This window comes from Nonomuraea sp. NPDC050202 (genome assembly GCF_040656115.1).
GTDB lineage: Bacteria > Actinomycetota > Actinomycetes > Streptosporangiales > Streptosporangiaceae > Nonomuraea.
This window is the reverse complement of the sequence record NZ_JBFALF010000007.1, coordinates 45,357-62,897: the sequence shown is the minus strand read 5'-3', so window position 1 is coordinate 62,897 and position 17,541 is coordinate 45,357. Positions and strand designations below refer to the sequence as shown.

Below are 17,541 nucleotides of genomic sequence, written 5' to 3'. Positions count from 1 at the left end.
CTTCATAGTTATGAAGGCAATGCTTCACGTCTCAGGATGGGTACGTTTGGCGCATGACGCAGGACAGCGAGGGGCTCAGCGATCCCAAGGCGATGCGGGCGCTGGCTCATCCGGCGAGGTTGATGATCCTCAACAGGCTTCGGGTGGAGGGCAGTGCCACCGCGACCGAAGTGGCGGAGATCGCGGGGATCACGCCCAGCGCCGCCAGTTATCACTTGCGGATGCTGGCCAAGTACGGGTTCGTCGAGGACGCGCCGCCGCGAGGGGACGGCAGGGAGCGGCTGTGGCGGGGGGTGGACCGGCCACTGAGCGTCGGCGTGCGGCCCGATGATCAGCCGGAGGTCCGGGCGGCCAAGGTCCTGCTGATCACGGCGATCCGGCGGGATGCGAACGAGGAGGCGGATCGGGCTCTGGCGAGCTCCGACCTGGAGTCTGAAGAATGGCGTGATGTGACGCTCTTCAACCGGCACCGCCTCCGGGTGGACGCCGGAGAGCTGGCGGAGCTGAACCGTCAGATCGAGAAGTTGCTTGAGCCGTACTTCGCCCGGGATCGGAGTGAGGAGGTTGCGCCTGAGGGGGCCAGGCTGGTGGAAGCGCAGGTCAATCTGTTCCCGGTCGCGGCGAGGGTGGTTCCGGGGTTGCCTACCGAAGACCACGATGCTCGCCTGGCTTCCGAGTGAGTGATGGGCCCGAGTGCGTACGGGCTGGGTGCACGCGAGAGCCGGCGCATGCGGGAGCCGGTGCCCCCGGGAGCCGGCGCATGCGGTGCGGCTCATGCCGGCGTGGTGCCACCCAGGCTGGGTCATCCACGACTGGATCATCCACGACTGGATCATCCAAGAGCGGGTGGGCGGGGTCCTTGCGCGCTGGGTCCGCAGCAGGGCTGGGTCCGCAGGAGGGTGGGGTTGCATCGCTTCGGGATGGATGCGCTGGTGACGGGTGTTGTGGGTGGTGTTCGAGCGGGGTATGTCTGTTCGCGGGGATGGCCGCCGATTTGGTGTGGTCGTCCCGGCAGTACCGCGTGACGGAGAAGACTCGGGGGGCTTCTGTGGTGATCGGGGGTTTCGGGGCATGAGTGGGCGGTGGTGTCCGGGTAAGGGCGGATGTCCGTTTGACCGTAGACGGTCAGCCTGGGGTGGTGTGGGAGGTAGACTTTTCGATGGCCTGTGACCACAGGCCGACTTCGCATGCCCCATTGCGGACCGCGCCATCGGTCCGGGCCATGTGCCCGGCGGGAGCGGGTTCGGGGCATCAGGGCGGCAGACAAAGCGCTGTCGCGGCACAACCGAGAACCGCGCCCATCCGCAGGGCGCCCAGACCTGGAGGACCAGCACATGGCCCCCGTCGTCACCATGCGACAGCTGCTCGAGAGTGGCGTTCACTTCGGTCACCAGACTCGGCGCTGGAACCCGAAGATGAAGCGCTTCATCTTCACCGAGCGCAACGGCATCTACATCATCGACCTGCAGAAGTCTCTGTCGTACATCGACCGCGCCTATGACTTCGTGAAGGAGACCGTCGCGCACGGCGGCACGATCCTGTTCATCGGCACCAAGAAGCAGGCTCAGGAGGCCATCTCCGAGCAGGCCGCGCGGGTCGGTATGCCGTACGTCAACCAGCGCTGGCTGGGTGGCATGCTCACCAACTTCTCCACCGTGCACAAGAGGCTGCAGCGTCTGAAGGAGCTCGAGGAGCTCGACTTCGACAACGTCGCGGGCTCGGGGCTCACCAAGAAGGAGCTCCTCATGCGCCGCCGGGAGAAGGACAAGCTCGAGCGCACGCTCGGCGGTATCCGCGACATGGGCCGCGTGCCCAGCGCCGTGTGGGTCGTCGACACCAAGAAGGAGCACATCGCGATCAGCGAGGCCAAGAAGCTTGGCATCCCGGTCGTCGCGATCCTCGACACCAACTGCGACCCCGACGAGGTCGACTACCCGATCCCCGGCAACGACGACGCCATCCGCGCCGTCGGCCTGCTGACCCGGGTGGTCGCCGACGGTGTCGCCGCCGGTCTGATGGCGCGTTCCGGCGCCGCCCGCGGTGACGAGAAGCCGGCCGCCGCCGAGCCGCTGGCCGAGTGGGAGCGCGAGCTCATCGAGCAGGGCACCGGCGAGCGCGCGGCCGACGAGGCCGCTGCCGCTCCTGAGGCCGCGGCCGAGGAGGGCGCCGCTGCCGAGGCTGCTCCGGCCGAGGCTGCCGCTCCGGCCGAGGACGCCGCTCCGGCGGAGGCCGCTGCTCCGGCCGAGGCCGAGACCGCTGGTGAGGGCGAGACCGAGCAGCAGGCCTGACGTCCGACGCGTACGGGGGTACCACGGGTCTCCCTCTGTCCCGATTGAGGGCGGATCCGCGGTCCCCCGGAGCGACGGCGAAGGTCGCCGCCGCCAGGTCCGGCTGGACTGCCGGTCGGCGAGCGGGCAAGGCTCGGCGGGTGCGCGAGCACGGCTCGGCGAGTGCGCGAGTGAGCAAGGCTCGGGCGAGCGAGTGAGCAAGGCGACGTACAGCTGAATATGGCAAACCACCGGGTGGCTGCGGGTCTCGGGTGGGCGGTCAGGCAAGGTAGGCGTCCCGGCTCGGCAAACGGCTGAGCCAGGACGGCACGCCGCGCGGGCCGCTCCGGGACCTCGGACGGTAGTCCAGGCCAGGGCGAGGTGGCGGCGAGGTCAGGGTCTCCTGGCCCGGCGCCCCGAGACCGGCCTCTTCGTCTCCTGCAGGCTTGTAGGCAGGGGCGTGGCGTCGAAGCGCGGTCTCCTCGCAGTCAGGGTGAAAGCCTCTCGCCACGGCGAAGCGGGCGCTGGGCCGGGCCGGGACGATATCGCGGTGCGGCGCAGCGGGCGCTCACCGGGGTGAGGGTCCGGACGGGCCGAAGGTGGTGTGCCGAGGTGAGATCGCTGGGCGATGCCGAGCCGAGGTGGTACGCCGAGGCGAGGCTGGGCAGTATGCCGAGCGAAGCAGCAGCGAAGCCGGGCCGGCCCGAGCCCCGAGCAAGACAAGGCTCCTGTACGGCGGGGCGCCTGCCGTACAACCCAGGGTGGGTGGCCGGATCCCGGCTCCCGCCCGAACCCACGATGACGACGACGAAATCCCACAAGGAAAAAGAGCAATGGCTTCCGTGAACATGGCCGACGTCAAGCGGCTTCGCGAGATCACCGCTGCCGGCATGATGGACTGCAAGAAGGCGCTGGAGGAGTCCGAGGGCGACTTCGACCGCGCCGTCGAGCTGCTGCGCCTCAAGGGTGCCAAGGACGTGGGCAAGCGCGAGTCCCGCACCGCCTCCAACGGCCTGGTCGCGCTCAAGCAGGACGGCGACTCCTCCGCCGCGCTGGTGGAGATCAACTGCGAGACCGACTTCGTGGCCAAGGGCGAGCGCTTCCAGGAGCTGTCCGCCCAGGTCGTCGAGCACGTGCTGGCGACCAAGCCGGCCGACGTGGCGGCGCTGCTCGAGTCCTCCTTCGGCGGCAAGACCGTCAAGGAGCACCTCGACACCGCCAACGCCGCGCTCGGTGAGAAGATCGAGATCCGGCGCTTCGCGGTGCTGGAGGGCGGCTACATCGGCGCGTACATGCACAAGACCGACCCGGCGCTGCCGCCGGCCGTCGGCGTGCTGGTGCAGCTCGACAAGCCGAACGCCGAGGTCGCCAAGGACATCGCGCAGCACGCCGCCGCGATGGCGCCGCAGTACCTCAAGGCCGAGTCCGTCCCCGCCGAGGTCGTCGAGAAGGAGCGCAAGCTCTTCGAGGAGATGACCCGCGAGGAGGGCAAGCCCGAGGCCGCCATCGGCAAGATCGTCGAGGGCCGCGTGAACGGCTGGTACAAGGACTTCACGCTGCTGCAGCAGGCCTTCGTCAAGGACAACAAGAAGAGCGTGGGCAAGTACGCCGAGGAGAACGGCGTCGAGGTCCTCGGCTTTGTCCGCTTCAAGGTCGGTCAGGCTTAGGCTTAGGCAAGCTGCCAGCTCAACGATCCACCGAATGAAGGAGGCCGCCGCCGTGCAGGACCACCGGGAGTCAGCCCACGAATCCACACGGACGGCGGCTTCCTCATCTCAAGATCCACAGAACCCGCACAACCACCTGAGGTGGAAGCGGGTGATGCTGAAGCTTTCGGGAGAGGCGTTCGCCGGGAGCGAGCCGCTGGGCATCGACCCGGTGGTCGTCGATCACCTGGCCGACTCGATCACCGAGGCGGTCAAGGAGGGCGTGCAGGTCGCGGTCGTGGTCGGCGGCGGCAACATGTTCCGCGGCGCGACCCTGTCGCAGGGGGGCATCGACCGGGCCAGGGCCGACTACATGGGCATGCTCGGCACGGTCATCAACTGCCTGGCGCTGCAGGACTTCCTGGAGCGCCGGGGCGTGGAGACCCGCGTGCAGACCGCCATCACCATGCAGCAGGTGGCCGAGCCGTTCCTGCCGCGCCGCGCGATCAGGCACCTCGAGAAGGGCCGCGTGGTGATCTTCGGCGCGGGGCTCGGCTCGCCGTTCTTCTCCACCGATACCGCGGCGTCCCAGCGGGCTCTGGAGATCGGCGCCGAGGCGCTGCTCAAGGGCACCCAGGTGGACGGGATCTACGACTCCGATCCACGCAAGAACCCGTACGCGGTCCGGTTCGACCACCTCGACTACGGCGAGGTGCTGCTGCGCGACCTCGCGGTCATGGACGCCACCGCGATCAGCCTGTGCAAGGACAACGATCTGCCGATTGTGGTCTTCGACCTGATGGGCGAGGGCAACATCCTGCGAGCGGTACGCGGTGAGAAAATCGGCACGCTGGTGAGTCCCGCAGGCAAATGACGGAGCGAGCCCGACACCGCCAGCTAGAAGACAGGGAGCCGCTGTGATCGACGAAACCCTCCTCGAAGCCGAGGAAAAGATGGACAAGGCCGTATCGGTCGCGAAGGAGGACTTCGCGAGCATCCGTACGGGCCGGGTCACCCCCGCGATGTTCAACAAGATCCACGCCGAGTACTACGGCACGCCGACGCCGATCCAGCAGTTGGCGTCCTTCCACGTGCCCGAGGCGCGCATGATCCTCATCCAGCCCTATGACAAGAGCTCGATGGGCGCGATCGAGAAGGCCATCCGCGACTCCGACCTCGGCGTCAACCCCACCGACGACGGTCAGGTGATCCGCGTGACGTTCCCGGAGCTGTCCGAGGAGCGCCGCAAGGAGTACATCAAGGTCGCCAGGAGCAAGGGCGAGCACGCCAAGGTGTCGATCCGCAACATCCGCCGCTCCGCCAAGGAGACCCTCGACAAGATGATCAAGGACGGCGAGGCGGGCGAGGACGAGGTCAGGCGGGCCGAGAAGGAGCTCGACGACCTCACGCAGAAGCACGTCGCGAAGATCGACGAGCTGCTCAAGCACAAGGAAGCCGAGCTGCTCGAGGTCTGAGCGGCGCGCCGTACGGCGGGTCGCCTGGAGCGCTCCGCCGCAGGTAGCGAGTCACCTACGGCCCTCGCCCCGGCGGCGGGGGCCGTGGCTCTTGGAGAAGTCTGTGGAAGAACGTACGGCTGGCACCAGCTCGAGCGGCGGCAGCCGTACCGGAAGGAACCTGCCCGCCGCCATCGCGGTCGGCCTGGTCCTGGCCGGGCTGGTCCTCGGCACCGTCTACACCATCAAGGAGCTGTTCCTCCTGGTGGTCGCGGGCGCTGTCGGCGTCGGCGTGCTGGAGCTGGTCAAGGCCTTCGCCACCCGTGACATCAAGGTCCCTGCCGCGCCCGTGCTGGCGGGCCTGGTGGCGATGCAGGTGGGGGCGTACTGGGGCGGGCCGCGGTGGTTGCTGGCCACGTTCGCGGTGTTCGCGTTCGTGCTGCTGATCTGGCGGATGTTCAGCGACGGGACGGACGGCTACGTCCGGGACGCGTCGGCGTCGGTGTTCACGCTGTTCTATCCCGCGATGCTGAGCGCGTTCGTGGCCCTGATGCTGTATCCGGACGACGGCAACCACCGGGTGCTGATCTTCATCGCGGTGACCGTGGCGAGCGACATCGGGGGGTATGTCGCGGGCGTGCTGTTCGGCAGGCACCAGCTCACGGTGATCAGCCCGAAGAAGACCTGGGAGGGGCTGGCCGGCTCGGTCGTCGCGTGTACGGCGGTGGGAGCCTGGCTGGTGACGTGGCTGCTGGACGGGCAGCTCTGGCAGGGTGCGCTGATCGGGGCGCTGGCGGCGCTGCTGGCGACCGTGGGCGACCTCATCGAGTCGATGATCAAGCGTGACCTCGGCATCAAGGACATGGGGACGATCCTGCCGGGGCACGGCGGGCTGATGGACCGGCTGGACTCGCTGGTGACCACGCTGGTGCCGGTCTGGCTGCTGATGACGCTGTTCTTCTGACCTAGTGGGCCTGCAGGGCCTGCGTGGTGACGGGGGAGAGCCAGAGCCACCGGACGATCTCGCCCCCGAACGCGAATCCTGACATGTCGGGCATGTGGCCCGGGTTGGCCTGCATCAGGACACCCGAGTACTGCGGGCCCAGCGGGAACGTCGAAGGCTCGTGATACCACTTCGCCGTATGCCCGTGACCCAGCCACGTCACCGAGTGCCACGGATACTGCGACAACCACACCAGCAGCAGCGCCGCGTCCTTCGGGTCGTCGCGGGTGGCCACGGCCAGCTCGATCCTGGCGTACGCGCCGGGCTTGTCGATCCACTGCTCCACCGTCGGCATGCGCTGGCAGCTCATCCCCACCGTGGACAGCACGGTGAAGCCGCGCTCGCCGTGCGGCGGCCGCTCGGTGATGCCGACGGTCGGCAGCCGCTCGCCGCTGGCGTCCCAGTACCGGCCCGCCGGCCCCAGCACCCGGTCCAGATGGCCCATCACGAACTGCTGGAACGACGGCCACGACCCCTCGCTGTGCCGCCAGCGCCAGTAGGACCTGGCGTTCGAGATCCGCGGGCGCAGCCCTTCGAGCGCCTCCGACAGCGCCCAGGCGAACGGCGACTCGCCCACCGCGTCGCGCGCGTAGCCCGGCATGCCCCTGCTCATGTCGGCCCAGCCGGGGATGACCGCGAGCAGCTCGTCGTCCTCGTACAGCGCCACGCCGTCGCCCTCCTCGAACCACAGCGGGCTGAGCTGCCCGAGCGGCCGCCGGCCGTCGGGATGCAGCGTGTTGGCCCTGGGCATGAGCGGCGGCAGGCCGGAGTTGATCCGCGCCAGGTCGACGACGGCCGGGGCGGGGCGATGGTTGGCCAGCCAGACGGCTCCGTGGACCGTGCCGTCGGGCGAGCACAGGTAAGCTACCGAGGAGTCCTCGTCCCGCTCGACCACGAGCGTCCGGCTCCCGTACGGGTTGCCGGCGGCGAGCACGACCTCGGTGCGTCCCTCGCCGGATGCCGACCGAAAAATCGCCATACGAGATGACTGTAGATCGGGCGGCGACCAAGACGCGAGCCGTAGTGAGACCAGGAATGTCACCTCCGATCCGAACGTTGATTACCCTGGTCGCAAACCCCTCAAGCTAGCAAAGGCAGCACAGTGTCCCAGCCTCCAGGTCAGCTCACCTTCGTCGCGCCGCGGCGGGCCAAGCCCGCACGGCACCTGGCCGACCTGTCGATGGCCGACCGGCGGGCCGCCGTGACGGAGCTGGGCGAGAAGGCCTTCCGCGCCGACCAGCTCTCGCGCCACTACTTCGAGCGCCACACCACCGACGTGCAGGCCATGACCGACCTGCCCGCGGCGGCCAGGGAGAAGCTCTCCTCCCTGCTGCCCACTCTGCTCACGCCGGTCAGGGAGCAGACCACCGACCGCGGCACCACCCGCAAGACGCTGTGGAAGCTGTTCGACGGGGCGCTGGTGGAGTCGGTGCTCATGCGCTACCCCGACCGGGTCACCATGTGCGTGTCGTCACAGGCCGGATGCGGCATGAACTGCCCGTTCTGCGCCACCGGACAGGCCGGGCTCACCCGCAACATGTCCACCGCCGAGATCGTCGAGCAGGTCGTGGCCGGAGCCCGCGCGCTGGCGGCCGGCGAGGTGCCCGGTGGGCCCGGGCGGGTCAGCAACGTCGTGTTCATGGGCATGGGCGAGCCGCTGGCCAACTACAAGCAGGTGATCGGGGCGGTGCGCCGCCTGGTGGAGCCGGCGCCCCACGGGCTCGGCATCTCCGCGCGCGGCGTCACGGTCTCCACCGTGGGGCTGGTGCCCGCCATCGGCAAGCTCGCCGACGAGGGGCTGCCGGTCACGCTCGCGCTGTCGCTGCACGCGCCGGACGACGAGCTGCGCGACACGCTGGTGCCGATCAACACGCGCTGGAAGGTCAGCGAGGTGCTCGACGCCGCCTGGGCGTACGCGGCCAGGACCAAGCGGCGGGTGTCGATCGAGTACGCGCTGATCAAGGACGTCAACGACCAGGAGTGGCGGGCCGACCTGCTCGGCAAGCTGGTCAAGAACAAGCTCGTGCACGTGAACCTGATCCCGCTCAACCCGACGCCCGGCTCCAAGTGGACGGCCTCGCGGCCGGAGGACGAGCGGGCGTTCGTGCGGCGGCTGGAGTTCCACGGCGTGCCGGTGACCGTGCGCGACACGCGCGGGCGGGAGATCGACGGCGCCTGCGGGCAGCTCGCCGCCGCCGAGTAGCGGCGACGCGCACGGCCGGGCTCACGCGGCACGGCCGGGCTCACACTGGTACGGCAGGGTAGCCGGTCGCGGGCTCGGCCGTTACGTCCTGGTGGCCGGTCGCGGGCCCGGCCGGGGTCGGGCCCCGTCCGTCATGACCGCCGGCGGAGCCGGCCGTACGCTGCCAGGCCGATCAGGCACCACGCCAGCGAGATGGCGGCCAGCTCGGGGAACGCGCCGAGCAGCTCGCCGGAGTTGGCGGCCTTCATCCACGAGATGAGCGGCACCGTGAGCCAGTACAGCGATGTCGAGCTCAGCAGCAGCATCGCCAGGAAGCCGAGCAGCAGGCTCATGATCGAGATGGCCGGCGACGGCAGGACGGCGCGGCTGGTGAGGGCGCCGAGTACGGTGCCCGCCAGGGCGGAGAGCACGTACAGGACGAGCGCGGCGAGGAGCACGCCGGACGGCGGGGACCCGGAGACGCCGACCATCAGGGCCCAGAGCAGGCCGAGCGCCGCGAACACCGCGCACGCCGTGAACGCCGCCACCAGCCCCGCCATCACCTCCTTGCCCCGGCCGCCGACCTGGATCGCCGACATCTCGCGCTGCCGGTCGGGCTCGGTGTCGAGCAGGCTCCTGGCCGCCCAGGCCAGGACGGGGACGAGGAGCACGGCGCCGTCCACCAGCACGGTGGCCTCGGCTCCTCTCGGCGCCCGGCTGCCGTGGACGATGGCCAGCAGGGCGAGGGTGAGCAGCAGCGCCTGGTACACCCGATGCGAACGCACGTAGGCGGCCAGGCGGAAGACGGCCAGGGCGATCATCGGGCCTCCTCGGGCTCGCGGGCCTGAGCCGCGTCCTCGATCTCGCGGGCCTGGAAGCCTTCCTCGCGCATTCTCGCCAGGAACCGCGGCACCTCGCCGGCCGGCAGCGTGACGGCCACGGTGGCCCGGGCTGGGGCCGCGGGCAGGGGCGTCGCGGTGCCCTCCTTGAGGTGACCGTCCACCATCGACCAGTGGCGCAGCCCCGGCAACCCTCGCATGCCGCCCTGGTGGTCGCTGGCGACGACGATCCCGCCCCGCCCCGCCACCTCCGTCGCGATCGAGGGCAGCGCCTCCCGCGTGTCGGCGTCCAGGCCCGCGAACGGCTCGTCCAGGATCAGCAGCCCCGGCTCGGCCATCAGCGCCTGGGCCAGGCCGACCTTGTGCGCGCTGCCCTTCGACAGGTCGGCGAGCGGGGTGGCGAGCAGGTGCCCCATGTTCAGGCGCTCGATCCACGGCTCCCAGCGGGCGCCGCCGCGTACGCGGGACATGTGCCGCAGGTACGCCGTGACGGTGAACGGCTGTCCCGCCGGAAACCGGTCGGGGGCGAAACCGACCACCGGCGGCCGGTCGGCGATCGTGCCCGTGGTCGGCCTGGCGAGGCCGGCCAGGAGACGGAGCAGGGTGGACTTGCCTGCCCCGTTCACGCCGGTCAGCTCGATCACGTCGCCAGGGGCGAGGTGGGCGTCGGCGTCTTCGATGACGAGAGGATCACGTCTTCGGTAACGGAAAGAGACATTGGACAGACGCATGATCCTGTAACGGTATATGTCGGGTCGCAGGGTCGGCATAAAGGTCCGACAATGGAGGGACCCCCGGCACGAAGAACCCCCAGAGGAGTGAGGCTTGAACCGCTTTCCGCGCGTCATGGGTATGCGTTCAGGCTATGACCCCGTCGAAGTGGACGCCCTGATCGGGCGGATCGAATCGACTCTCGGCAGAGGCTCGCACCTGTTGGAGCCCGTCACCGCGGACGAGGTCCGCACGGCCACGTTCCGCGCGAGACGCGGCGGTTACCAGGAGACCGCGGTGGACTTCGCGCTGGAGGCGTTCGTGGTGGCGCTGGAGGCCCAGGCCAAGCGGCCCATCCGCCTGGCCATGGCCGAGCCCACCGGCGAGATGCTGCGCGAGCAGTGGTTCGAGACGCAGGCGGCGCGGGTCGAGCGGGTGGCGTTCCGGCCCGGCCGGATGGGCACCGGATACAACGAGGACGAGATCGACGCCTTCCTCGACCGCATCGTGGCCACGCTGCGCGGCACGACCGACTACCCGGTGACGGCCAAGGAGGTGCGGGAGGCGAAGTTCTCGACCGTGATGTTCAGGGCCGGCTACCTCATCGCGGACGTGGACTCGTTCCTCGCGGGCATCGCCGACGTGCTGGAGCAGCGGGCTCTCTAGGAGCCCGTGGCCGCCTCGACCGCCGCGAGCAGCCCGCTCAGGTCGGGCCGCACGTGCGGCACGATCGACGGGTCGGACGGCCGCGTGCCGTGGCGGTTGATCCACACGCGGGGCACGCCCAGCCGGTGGGCGGGCTCCATGTCGTGGAAGTAGCTCTGGGCCGCGTGCACCCACACCTCCGGTTCGTAGGAGCCCCTGAACAGCTCGAAGTGCGCGTCCGACGGCTTGTACGCGCCCGCGTCCTCGGCCGTCACCACGGCCTCGAACGGCACCGGCAGCCGCCGCCGCGTCTGCGCGATGAGGTCGCGGTCGCAGTTGGTCAGCAGCGCCAGCCGCCACCCCGCCTCGCGCAGCGCCGACAGCTCGGCTCCCACCTCGGGGAACACCGGCCAGTACGGCAGCGTCGCGGCCAGCACCGAGGCATCGTCGGCGCCGAGCTCCACCTTCTCCTCCGCGCACGCCCTGCGCAGCGCCTCGGCCAGCACGTGGCGGTAGCGCATGGCGGGAGACTCGGCCTGGACGGCATGCTCGTGCCGGTTGTACGCCTCCAGCAGCCGCGCCCCCTGCCCCGGCGCGACCAGTTCGGCGCTGGTGCGGATGCCGTGCCGCCAGTCGATCAGGGTTCCGAAACAGTCGAACGTGATCCATCGCATGGCTCTCATAATGACGGTCATGGACATTTCCGTGCGCGACATCGGTCCCGGCGACCTGCCCGTGGTCACCCGCGTCATCACCGAGAGCTGGGGCGGCACCACGCTGATGGTCCTGGGCAGCGGCAAGGAGGTGGACGTGCTGGGGCTGCCCGGCTTCATCGCCGAAGCGGAGGGGGAGGTGGCGGGCATCCTCACGTACGTGGAGGACGCGGACGGCGTGGAGGTCGCCTCGCTCAACGCCGTCCTGCCCGGCAAGGGGGTCGGCAGGGCGCTGCTCGACGCGGTGCGCGCGGTCGCGGCCGAGCGGGGCATCCGCCGGCTCTGGCTGGTCACCACGAACGACAACACGCATGCCCTGCGCTTCTACCAGCGCTACGGCTTCGATCTGGTCGCCCTGCACAGGAACGCCATGGATCGGGTGCGTGCCATCAAGCCCGACATCCCGGCCGAGTCCGACGGGATCCCGATCAGGCACGAGCTGGAGCTCGAACTGCTCCTGTAGGGCTCAGGCGGAGCGCGGGTGGCGGAGCAGCGCGACGATGACCGAGGTCACCGGGGCGGCCAGGAACGCGCCCGCGATCCCCGCGATCACGCTGCCCACCGTGATCGCGACCAGGATGACGGCGCCCGGCAGGTCGAGGGCCTTGCCGTAGATCTGCGGCGCCAGCACGTGCCCCTCGATCTGCTGCACCGCGAGGGTCACCGCCACCACGATCAGCGCCACCAGCCACCCCTTGGCCACGAGCGCCACCACGGCCGCCAGCAGCCCCGCGAAGAACGCCCCCACCACCGGCAGGAACGCCCCCACGAACGTCAGCACCGCCAGCGGCAGGGCCACCGGCACGCCCAGGATCCACAGCGCGATCCCGATGAAGAACGCGTCCACCAGCCCCACGAGCGCGACCCCGTGGATGTAGCGGCCGATCACCGAGAAGATCAGGCCACCGGTCTCGGTCACGCGCGGCCTGGCGGTGGCCGGCAGGAGCTCCACCAGCCAGCGGAAGAGCCGGTCGCCGCCGTGCACGAAGTACACCGACAGGATGATCGCCAGGACCGCCCCGACCACGATCTCGCCGACCGTCCTGACCCCGGCCAGCGCCCCGGTGGTGATCTGGCGGCTCTGGCCCGACAGGTAGTCCCTGGCCTGGGTGAGGAGCTGCCGGTCGTCGAGCCCGAACCTGGCCGTCAGGTTGTGCAGGTCGTCGAGCACCTTGCCGACGCTGGCCCGCAGCTCCGACACGCTGGCCACGGTGGGCGGGACCACCAGCGCGATCACCGCGCCGGCCACCAGCAGCCCGCCGACGAAGACGATCGTGGTGGCCGCCGCCCTGCCCAGCCCGCGTGACCTGAGCCAGCGGGCCGGGGGCAGCAGCAGCGCGGTCAGGAAGACGCCGATGATGATCGAGATGGCCACCGTACGCACGTGGTAGAGGCAGAAGCAGGCCACCGCGATGACCGCGAACCACCCCAGCAGCCGCCACGGCCTCATCCCGTCCCCCCCGATCATGCCTGGTCAGTGGCGTTCCCCAGGGTGATCGGGGGCAACCCTGATCAGGCGGGCGGGGTCAGGTGGGGGCGCTGGGAGCGCTTGCTCGCCTCGTACGTCTCCCGCGCCGCGTACGTGGCGCTCGTCGTCGCCACCTGCGCCACGGGCACGTCCCACCACGCCTCGGAGGACGGCGCGTCGTCGGCCAGCCGGTCGGTCCGCACGTAGATCACCGTGGTCTCGGCGGACGAGCGGGCCGTGTCGAGCGCCTTGCGCAGGTCGGCGACCGTCTCCGGGCGCAGCACGGTGGCGCCGAGGCTGGCGGCGTTGGCAGCCAGGTCCACCGGCAGCGGACCGCCGTCGCGGCGCTGGTAGGCGGTGCCGAGCCGCTCGGCGCCGACGCTCTCCGACAGCCGCCCGATCGAGGCGAACCCGGAGTTGTCGACCAGCACCACGACCAGCTTGACGCCCTCGGAGACGGCGGTGACCAGCTCCTGGGCCATCATCAGGTACGAGCCGTCGCCCACCAGCACGAACACCTCGCGCTCCGGCGCAGCCAGCTTCACCCCCAGGCCGCCGGCGATCTCGTAGCCCATGCAGGAGTAGCCGTACTCGACGTGGTAGCTGCCCGGGCCGCTGGGCCGCCAGAGCTTGTGCAGGTCGCCGGGCATCGATCCGGCCGCGCAGACCACCACGCCGTCGTCGCCCGCCGCCGCGTTGACCGCCCCGATGACGGCGGCCTGCGGCAGCGGCGAGCCCTCCAGCGCGTACGCCGCGTCGACGGCCGCGTCCCAGGCCCGGGTCAGCTCGGCGGCGCGCTCGCGGTAGGCGGCCGGCGTGCTCCAGCCCGCGCACGCCTCGGCCAGGTCGCTCAGCCCCTCGCGGGCGTCGGCGACCAGTTGCAGGCCGGAGAGCTTGGCGGCGTCGAAGCCGGTGATGTTGAGGTTCAGGAACGCGGCATCGGGGGCGAAGATCGTGCGGGAGGCGGTGGTGAAGTCGCTGTAGCGGGTGCCGACGCCGATGACCAGGTCGGCCTCGCGGGCCAGCGCGTTGGCGGCCGTGGTGCCGGTGGCGCCGATCGCGCCGAGCGCGAGCGGGTGACCGTACGGGAGCGCGCCCTTGCCCGCCTGCGTCTCGGCCACCGGGATGCCGCACGCCTCGGCGAACGCCTGGAGCTGCGCGGTGGCCTCGCTGTAGATCGCGCCGCCGCCGGCCACGATGAGCGGCCGGGCGGCCGACCTGACCAGCTCGGCGGCGCGGGCGAGGGCCGCGCGTTCGGGGCGCGGCCTGGGGATGTGCCAGACGCGGCGGGCGAACAGCTCGTCGGGCCAGTCGAACGCCTCCGCCTGCACGTCCTGCGGCAGCGCCAGCGTCACCGCGCCGGTCTCGGCCGGGTCGGTGAGCACCCGCATGGCGGCCAGCAGCGCGCTCGGGAGCTGCTCGGGCCGGTTGATCCGGTCCCAGTAGCGGGAGACCGGCTTGAAGCAGTCGTTGACCGAGATGTCGTACGAGCGCTGGTCCTCCAGCTCCTGGAGCACCGGGCTCGCGGCGCGGGTGGAGAAGATGTCGCCGGGCAGCAGCAGCACGGGCAGGCGGTTGATGGTCGCGCCGGCCGCGCCGGTGATCATGTTCGTGGCGCCGGGGCCGATCGAGGTGGTGCAGGCGAGCGTGGCCAGCCGGTTGCCGGCGCGGGCGTAGGCGGCGGCGGTGTGCACCATGGCCTGCTCGTTGCGGCTGAGGCGGTAGGGCAGGTCCTCGGTGGAGGTGGCCAGCGCCTGGCCGAGGCCGGCGACGTTGCCGTGGCCGAAGATGCCGACGCAACCGCCGAAGAACCGGCGCTCCACCCCGTCGCGCTCGCTCCACTGGCGGGCCAGGAAGTGCACGACCGCCTGTGCGACGGTCAAACGGATCACGGAGTCCTCCCGAACGGCAGTCTGGGGTCGATGAACTGGGCGTCCCAGGAGGAGCGGATCCAGGCGTGGCGGGGATCGTCGCAGAACGCCATCGAACGTTGCTCCGCTGGGCCTGCCAGGACGTTCAGGTAGTACAGGTCGTAGCCGGGGGCGGCCATGGAGGGGCCGTGGTAGCCGTACGGGACGAGCACCACGTCGCCCGAGGAGACCTCGGCCAGGGTGTCGATGTGGCCGCGCTCGGAGGAGTAGACGCGCTGGTAGCCGATGCCCTGGTCGGCCACCTCGAAGTAGTAGATCTCCTCCAGGACCGCCTCGCCCTCGCCCGGGGTGTCGTGTTTGTGCGGTGGGTAGGACGACCAGTTGCCCGACGGGGTGAGGACCTCGACGGCCATGAGCTTGTCGCAGTCCTGGTAGGAGTCGGGGGAGCAGAAGTTGTTCACCTGGCGGGTGGCCTGGCCCGCGCCTCTGATCTCCACGGCCACCTCGGCGGCGGCCACGTAGCGAGGGGGCATCGCGCGGGTGGCCCGGGCCGAGGGGAACGCGATGCGGCCCGCCCCCTCGACGGTCACATGCGTAGAAATCGGGATATAGGCGAAATCGGAGGGGCCGTCGAAGACCGAGGGCCGGCCCGTCAGCACGAACGTCTCGCCGGGGATCGTGACCGTGCAGGAGCCGGCGAGGGGAAGGACGAGCATCTCCTCCTCGCCCGTGTCGAAGGACAGCGGGGCGTCCGTCAGGTCCGCGATGCGCAGGCCCGAGTACGTCCAGCCGGCCAGTGACGGGGTGATCTCGACCGACCAGGGGCCGCTGGCGGTCTTGCCGTACGGAAGGTGAGTCATGCACGAGCCTCTCGTACCAGTGCGGCGGCGCCGTCCACCGCGGTTGCCACGTCGTCGTCCGGAGGGTAGAGCAGGGCGCGGCCCACGACGAGGCCGCGCACGCCGGGCAGGCTCAGGGCGCGGTGCCAGTCGGCGTAGGCGGCGTCGATGTCGGGCGGATCGCCCCCGAGGAGCAGGGCGGGCAGCGTGGTGGCGGCCATCACGCGCTCCATCTCCGCCACCGCCGGGATCTTCAGCCAGGTGTAGGCCGAGGTGACGCCGAGCGCCTGGGCGACGCTGATCGCGCGGATCACGGCGTCGGGCGACAGGTCGTTGCGCAGGGCGCCCGACTCCGAGCGCAGCGACCAGAACGGCTCCACCATGGCCAGCAGCCGCCTGCGCGCCAGCTCGGTGACCGCGCGGGCGCAGGATTCCAGCGTGGTCACGGTGGCGTGGTCGGACGGGTCGATGCGGCAGAGCATCTTGCCGCCGTCGAGCCGCATGGCGTCGATGGAGGCGGCGTCGAAGCCGGTGAAGCGGTCGTCCACCTCGAAGACCGAGCCCTGCAGGCCGCCGCGGTTCATGGAGCCGAAGGCGAGCTTGCCCTCCAGGGCGCCCAGCAGCAGGAGGTCCTCCAGCACGTCGGGGGAGGCCAGGATGCCGTCGACGCCGGGCCTGGACAGCGCCAGCCGCAGGCGGTCGAGCAGGTCGACGCGGCTGGCCATGGCCAGGGGGCGGTCGCGTACGCCGAGGGCGCCGCGGGCCGGGTGGTCGGCGGCGATGATCAGCAGCCGCTCGCCCTCGGCCGGCAGCCCGCGGCGCTGCCGGCGGGCCGCGGCCGCGGCGATCTCCTCGGGCTGGGTGGCGCGGATGCGGGTGAGCCGCTCGTAGTCCGCCGATCTGGACAGCGTGGTGTCGCTCAAGAGCGCGCCCCGTTCAGCAGGTCTTCCACCTCGGAGGTGGACGGCATCGCGTCGGCGCAGGCCAGGCGGGCGGCCACGAAGGCGCCTGCCGCGTTGGCGAAGCGGAGCGTGCGCTCCAGCGGCCAGCCGCGCAGCAAGCCGAGGCAGAGGGCGCCGCCGAACGCGTCTCCCGCGCCGATCCCGTTGACCACCTTCACCTCCATGGGCTCCACCAGAGCGCTCTCCCCAGAGGTACGCGCGAAAACCCCTTCCGGGCCCATTTTCACGATCGCCAGCCGTACGCCGGCGTCGAGCAGGGCCTGGGCGGCGGCCTCCGGATCGCGTACGCCGACGGCGACCTCCACCTCCTCCAGGTTGCCCACGGCCACGTTCGCCAGCGGCAGGCTGCGGCGCGCCGCCTCGTGGGCCGCCTCGCGCGACTCCCACAGCACGGCCCGGTAGTCGAGGTCGAACACCGTCAGCCCGGACGTGCGCGCCGCGAGCGCGGCGGCGTGGGCGGCGGCGCTCGGCTCCTGGCTCAGCCCGGTCAGCGAGAACCAGAACAGCCCCGCCCCGGCGATGGCCGCGAGGTCGAGCATGGACGGGGTGAGCTGCAGGTCGGGCGGGCGCTCGCCGCGGTAGAAGTAGATCGGGAAGTGGTCGGGGGGAAAGATCTCGCAGAACGTCACGGGCGTGGGGCGGCCCTCGATGGTGCGTACGAAGGCGTCGTCCACGCCGAAGCCGCGGATCGCCCGCCGCACGTAGTCGCCGAACGGGTCGGCCCCCACGCCGGTGATCACGGCGGAGCGCAGCCCGTGGCGGGCCGCGGCGACGGCGACGTTGGTGGGGCTGCCGCCGAGGAACTTGCCGAAGGTCTCGACGTCGGCCAGGCCGACACCGGTCTGCAGCGGGTAGACGTCGACGCCGGAGCGGCCGATCGTGATCAGGTCGTACAACAGCACCTCCAGGGACGGAGCTCACCTCGTGACTATGGCATATTG

General features: G+C 70.8%; 18 protein-coding genes. 9 read left to right on the top strand and 9 right to left on the bottom strand.

The genetic code is table 11. The features are described from left to right. Window positions 1-53: 53 nt before the first annotated feature. The 6 genes from AB0I79_RS21295 (at window position 54) to AB0I79_RS21270 (ending at window position 6,331) form a co-directional block, all read left to right on the top strand. Entirely contained in the window at window positions 54-680 is a 627-nt protein-coding gene (locus AB0I79_RS21295; RefSeq protein WP_357875439.1) for a helix-turn-helix domain-containing protein, read from the top strand. A 654-nt stretch (window positions 681-1,334) separates the two neighbouring features. Next, entirely contained in the window at window positions 1,335-2,288 is a 954-nt protein-coding gene (gene rpsB / locus AB0I79_RS21290; protein ID WP_357875437.1) for a 30S ribosomal protein S2, read from the top strand. 812 nt (window positions 2,289-3,100) lie between these two features. Beyond that, entirely contained in the window at window positions 3,101-3,934 is an 834-nt protein-coding gene (gene tsf, locus AB0I79_RS21285) for a translation elongation factor Ts (protein WP_357875435.1), read from the top strand. Between the two features lie 154 nt (window positions 3,935-4,088). Continuing rightward, on the top strand, window positions 4,089-4,787 hold the full coding sequence (pyrH, locus tag AB0I79_RS21280; protein WP_357875433.1) for a UMP kinase: 699 nt from the start codon (window positions 4,089-4,091) through the stop codon (window positions 4,785-4,787). 43 nt (window positions 4,788-4,830) lie between these two features. Further along, window positions 4,831-5,388, top strand: a complete 558-nt coding sequence (frr, locus tag AB0I79_RS21275; RefSeq protein WP_357875431.1) for a ribosome recycling factor — start codon at window positions 4,831-4,833, stop codon at window positions 5,386-5,388. Window positions 5,389-5,491: 103 nt separating this feature from the next. Continuing rightward, complete coding sequence (locus AB0I79_RS21270; protein WP_357875429.1) at window positions 5,492-6,331, top strand: phosphatidate cytidylyltransferase; 840 nt, start codon at window positions 5,492-5,494, stop codon at window positions 6,329-6,331. Window position 6,332: 1 nt separating this feature from the next. Here the strand turns inward: AB0I79_RS21270 and AB0I79_RS21265 are convergent, their stop codons facing one another. Next, entirely contained in the window at window positions 6,333-7,349 is a 1,017-nt protein-coding gene (locus AB0I79_RS21265) for a suppressor of fused domain protein (RefSeq protein ID WP_357875427.1), read from the bottom strand. Between the two features lie 123 nt (window positions 7,350-7,472). Between AB0I79_RS21265 and rlmN the strand changes: the two genes are divergently transcribed. After that, a complete protein-coding gene (gene rlmN / locus AB0I79_RS21260; protein ID WP_357875425.1) occupies window positions 7,473-8,573 on the top strand; it encodes a 23S rRNA (adenine(2503)-C(2))-methyltransferase RlmN in 1,101 nt (366 codons plus the stop codon). 131 nt (window positions 8,574-8,704) lie between these two features. On the opposite strand, the gene AB0I79_RS21255 is transcribed toward rlmN, so the two are convergent. Continuing rightward, on the bottom strand, window positions 8,705-9,373 hold the full coding sequence (locus tag AB0I79_RS21255) for a hypothetical protein (RefSeq protein ID WP_357875423.1): 669 nt from the start codon (window positions 9,371-9,373) through the stop codon (window positions 8,705-8,707). After that, a complete protein-coding gene (locus AB0I79_RS21250; RefSeq protein WP_357875421.1) occupies window positions 9,370-10,122 on the bottom strand; it encodes an ATP-binding cassette domain-containing protein in 753 nt (250 codons plus the stop codon). Before AB0I79_RS21250 ends, AB0I79_RS21255 begins: the two co-directional genes overlap by 4 nt. 121 nt (window positions 10,123-10,243) lie before the next feature. Here AB0I79_RS21250 and AB0I79_RS21245 point away from each other — a divergent pair, with 121 nt between their 5' ends. Next, window positions 10,244-10,768 (top strand): DivIVA domain-containing protein, encoded by a 525-nt coding sequence (locus AB0I79_RS21245; protein WP_357875419.1) that lies wholly within the window; start codon window positions 10,244-10,246, stop codon window positions 10,766-10,768. Here AB0I79_RS21245 and AB0I79_RS21240 read toward each other — a convergent pair. Then, a complete protein-coding gene (locus AB0I79_RS21240) occupies window positions 10,765-11,421 on the bottom strand; it encodes an HAD family hydrolase (protein ID WP_357875417.1) in 657 nt (218 codons plus the stop codon). The two genes, AB0I79_RS21245 and AB0I79_RS21240, sit on opposite strands and share 4 nt — an antisense overlap. Window positions 11,422-11,440: 19 nt before the next feature. Here AB0I79_RS21240 and AB0I79_RS21235 point away from each other — a divergent pair, with 19 nt between their 5' ends. Continuing rightward, on the top strand, window positions 11,441-11,923 hold the full coding sequence (locus tag AB0I79_RS21235; protein WP_357875415.1) for a GNAT family N-acetyltransferase: 483 nt from the start codon (window positions 11,441-11,443) through the stop codon (window positions 11,921-11,923). Between the two features lie 3 nt (window positions 11,924-11,926). Here the strand turns inward: AB0I79_RS21235 and AB0I79_RS21230 are convergent, their stop codons facing one another. From AB0I79_RS21230 to iolC, 5 genes are all read right to left on the bottom strand, one after another. Further along, entirely contained in the window at window positions 11,927-12,910 is a 984-nt protein-coding gene (locus tag AB0I79_RS21230; protein ID WP_357875413.1) for an AI-2E family transporter, read from the bottom strand. Between the two features lie 62 nt (window positions 12,911-12,972). After that, complete coding sequence (iolD, locus tag AB0I79_RS21225) at window positions 12,973-14,817, bottom strand: 3D-(3,5/4)-trihydroxycyclohexane-1,2-dione acylhydrolase (decyclizing) (protein WP_357875969.1); 1,845 nt, start codon at window positions 14,815-14,817, stop codon at window positions 12,973-12,975. Further along, a complete protein-coding gene (iolB, locus tag AB0I79_RS21220; protein ID WP_357875411.1) occupies window positions 14,817-15,659 on the bottom strand; it encodes a 5-deoxy-glucuronate isomerase in 843 nt (280 codons plus the stop codon). Before iolB ends, iolD begins: the two co-directional genes overlap by 1 nt. Beyond that, on the bottom strand, window positions 15,656-16,546 hold the full coding sequence (locus tag AB0I79_RS21215; RefSeq protein WP_357875967.1) for a deoxyribose-phosphate aldolase: 891 nt from the start codon (window positions 16,544-16,546) through the stop codon (window positions 15,656-15,658). Before AB0I79_RS21215 ends, iolB begins: the two co-directional genes overlap by 4 nt. Before the next feature lie 11 nt (window positions 16,547-16,557). After that, the gene (gene iolC, locus AB0I79_RS21210; RefSeq protein WP_357875409.1) at window positions 16,558-17,496 is read right to left on the bottom strand and encodes a 5-dehydro-2-deoxygluconokinase; all 939 of its coding nucleotides are present in this window, start codon (window positions 17,494-17,496) and stop codon (window positions 16,558-16,560) included. Window positions 17,497-17,541 lie beyond the last annotated feature (45 nt).

Excerpts from the sequence above, each read along its gene's own strand:
- AB0I79_RS21295 (WP_357875439.1), top strand. The coding sequence starts at position 54 with ATGACGCAGGACAGCGAGGGGCTCAGCGATCCCAAGGCGATGCGGGCG.
- rpsB (WP_357875437.1), top strand. The coding sequence starts at position 1,335 with ATGGCCCCCGTCGTCACCATGCGACAGCTGCTCGAGAGTGGCGTTCAC.
- tsf (WP_357875435.1), top strand. The coding sequence starts at position 3,101 with ATGGCTTCCGTGAACATGGCCGACGTCAAGCGGCTTCGCGAGATCACC.
- pyrH (WP_357875433.1), top strand. The coding sequence starts at position 4,089 with ATGCTGAAGCTTTCGGGAGAGGCGTTCGCCGGGAGCGAGCCGCTGGGC.
- AB0I79_RS21265 (WP_357875427.1), bottom strand. The coding sequence starts at position 7,349 with ATGGCGATTTTTCGGTCGGCATCCGGCGAGGGACGCACCGAGGTCGTG.
- AB0I79_RS21255 (WP_357875423.1), bottom strand. The coding sequence starts at position 9,373 with ATGATCGCCCTGGCCGTCTTCCGCCTGGCCGCCTACGTGCGTTCGCAT.
- AB0I79_RS21250 (WP_357875421.1), bottom strand. The coding sequence starts at position 10,122 with ATGCGTCTGTCCAATGTCTCTTTCCGTTACCGAAGACGTGATCCTCTC.
- AB0I79_RS21245 (WP_357875419.1), top strand. The coding sequence starts at position 10,244 with ATGCGTTCAGGCTATGACCCCGTCGAAGTGGACGCCCTGATCGGGCGG.
- AB0I79_RS21240 (WP_357875417.1), bottom strand. The coding sequence starts at position 11,421 with ATGCGATGGATCACGTTCGACTGTTTCGGAACCCTGATCGACTGGCGG.
- AB0I79_RS21235 (WP_357875415.1), top strand. The coding sequence starts at position 11,441 with ATGGACATTTCCGTGCGCGACATCGGTCCCGGCGACCTGCCCGTGGTC.
- AB0I79_RS21230 (WP_357875413.1), bottom strand. The coding sequence starts at position 12,910 with ATGAGGCCGTGGCGGCTGCTGGGGTGGTTCGCGGTCATCGCGGTGGCC.
- iolB (WP_357875411.1), bottom strand. The coding sequence starts at position 15,659 with ATGACTCACCTTCCGTACGGCAAGACCGCCAGCGGCCCCTGGTCGGTC.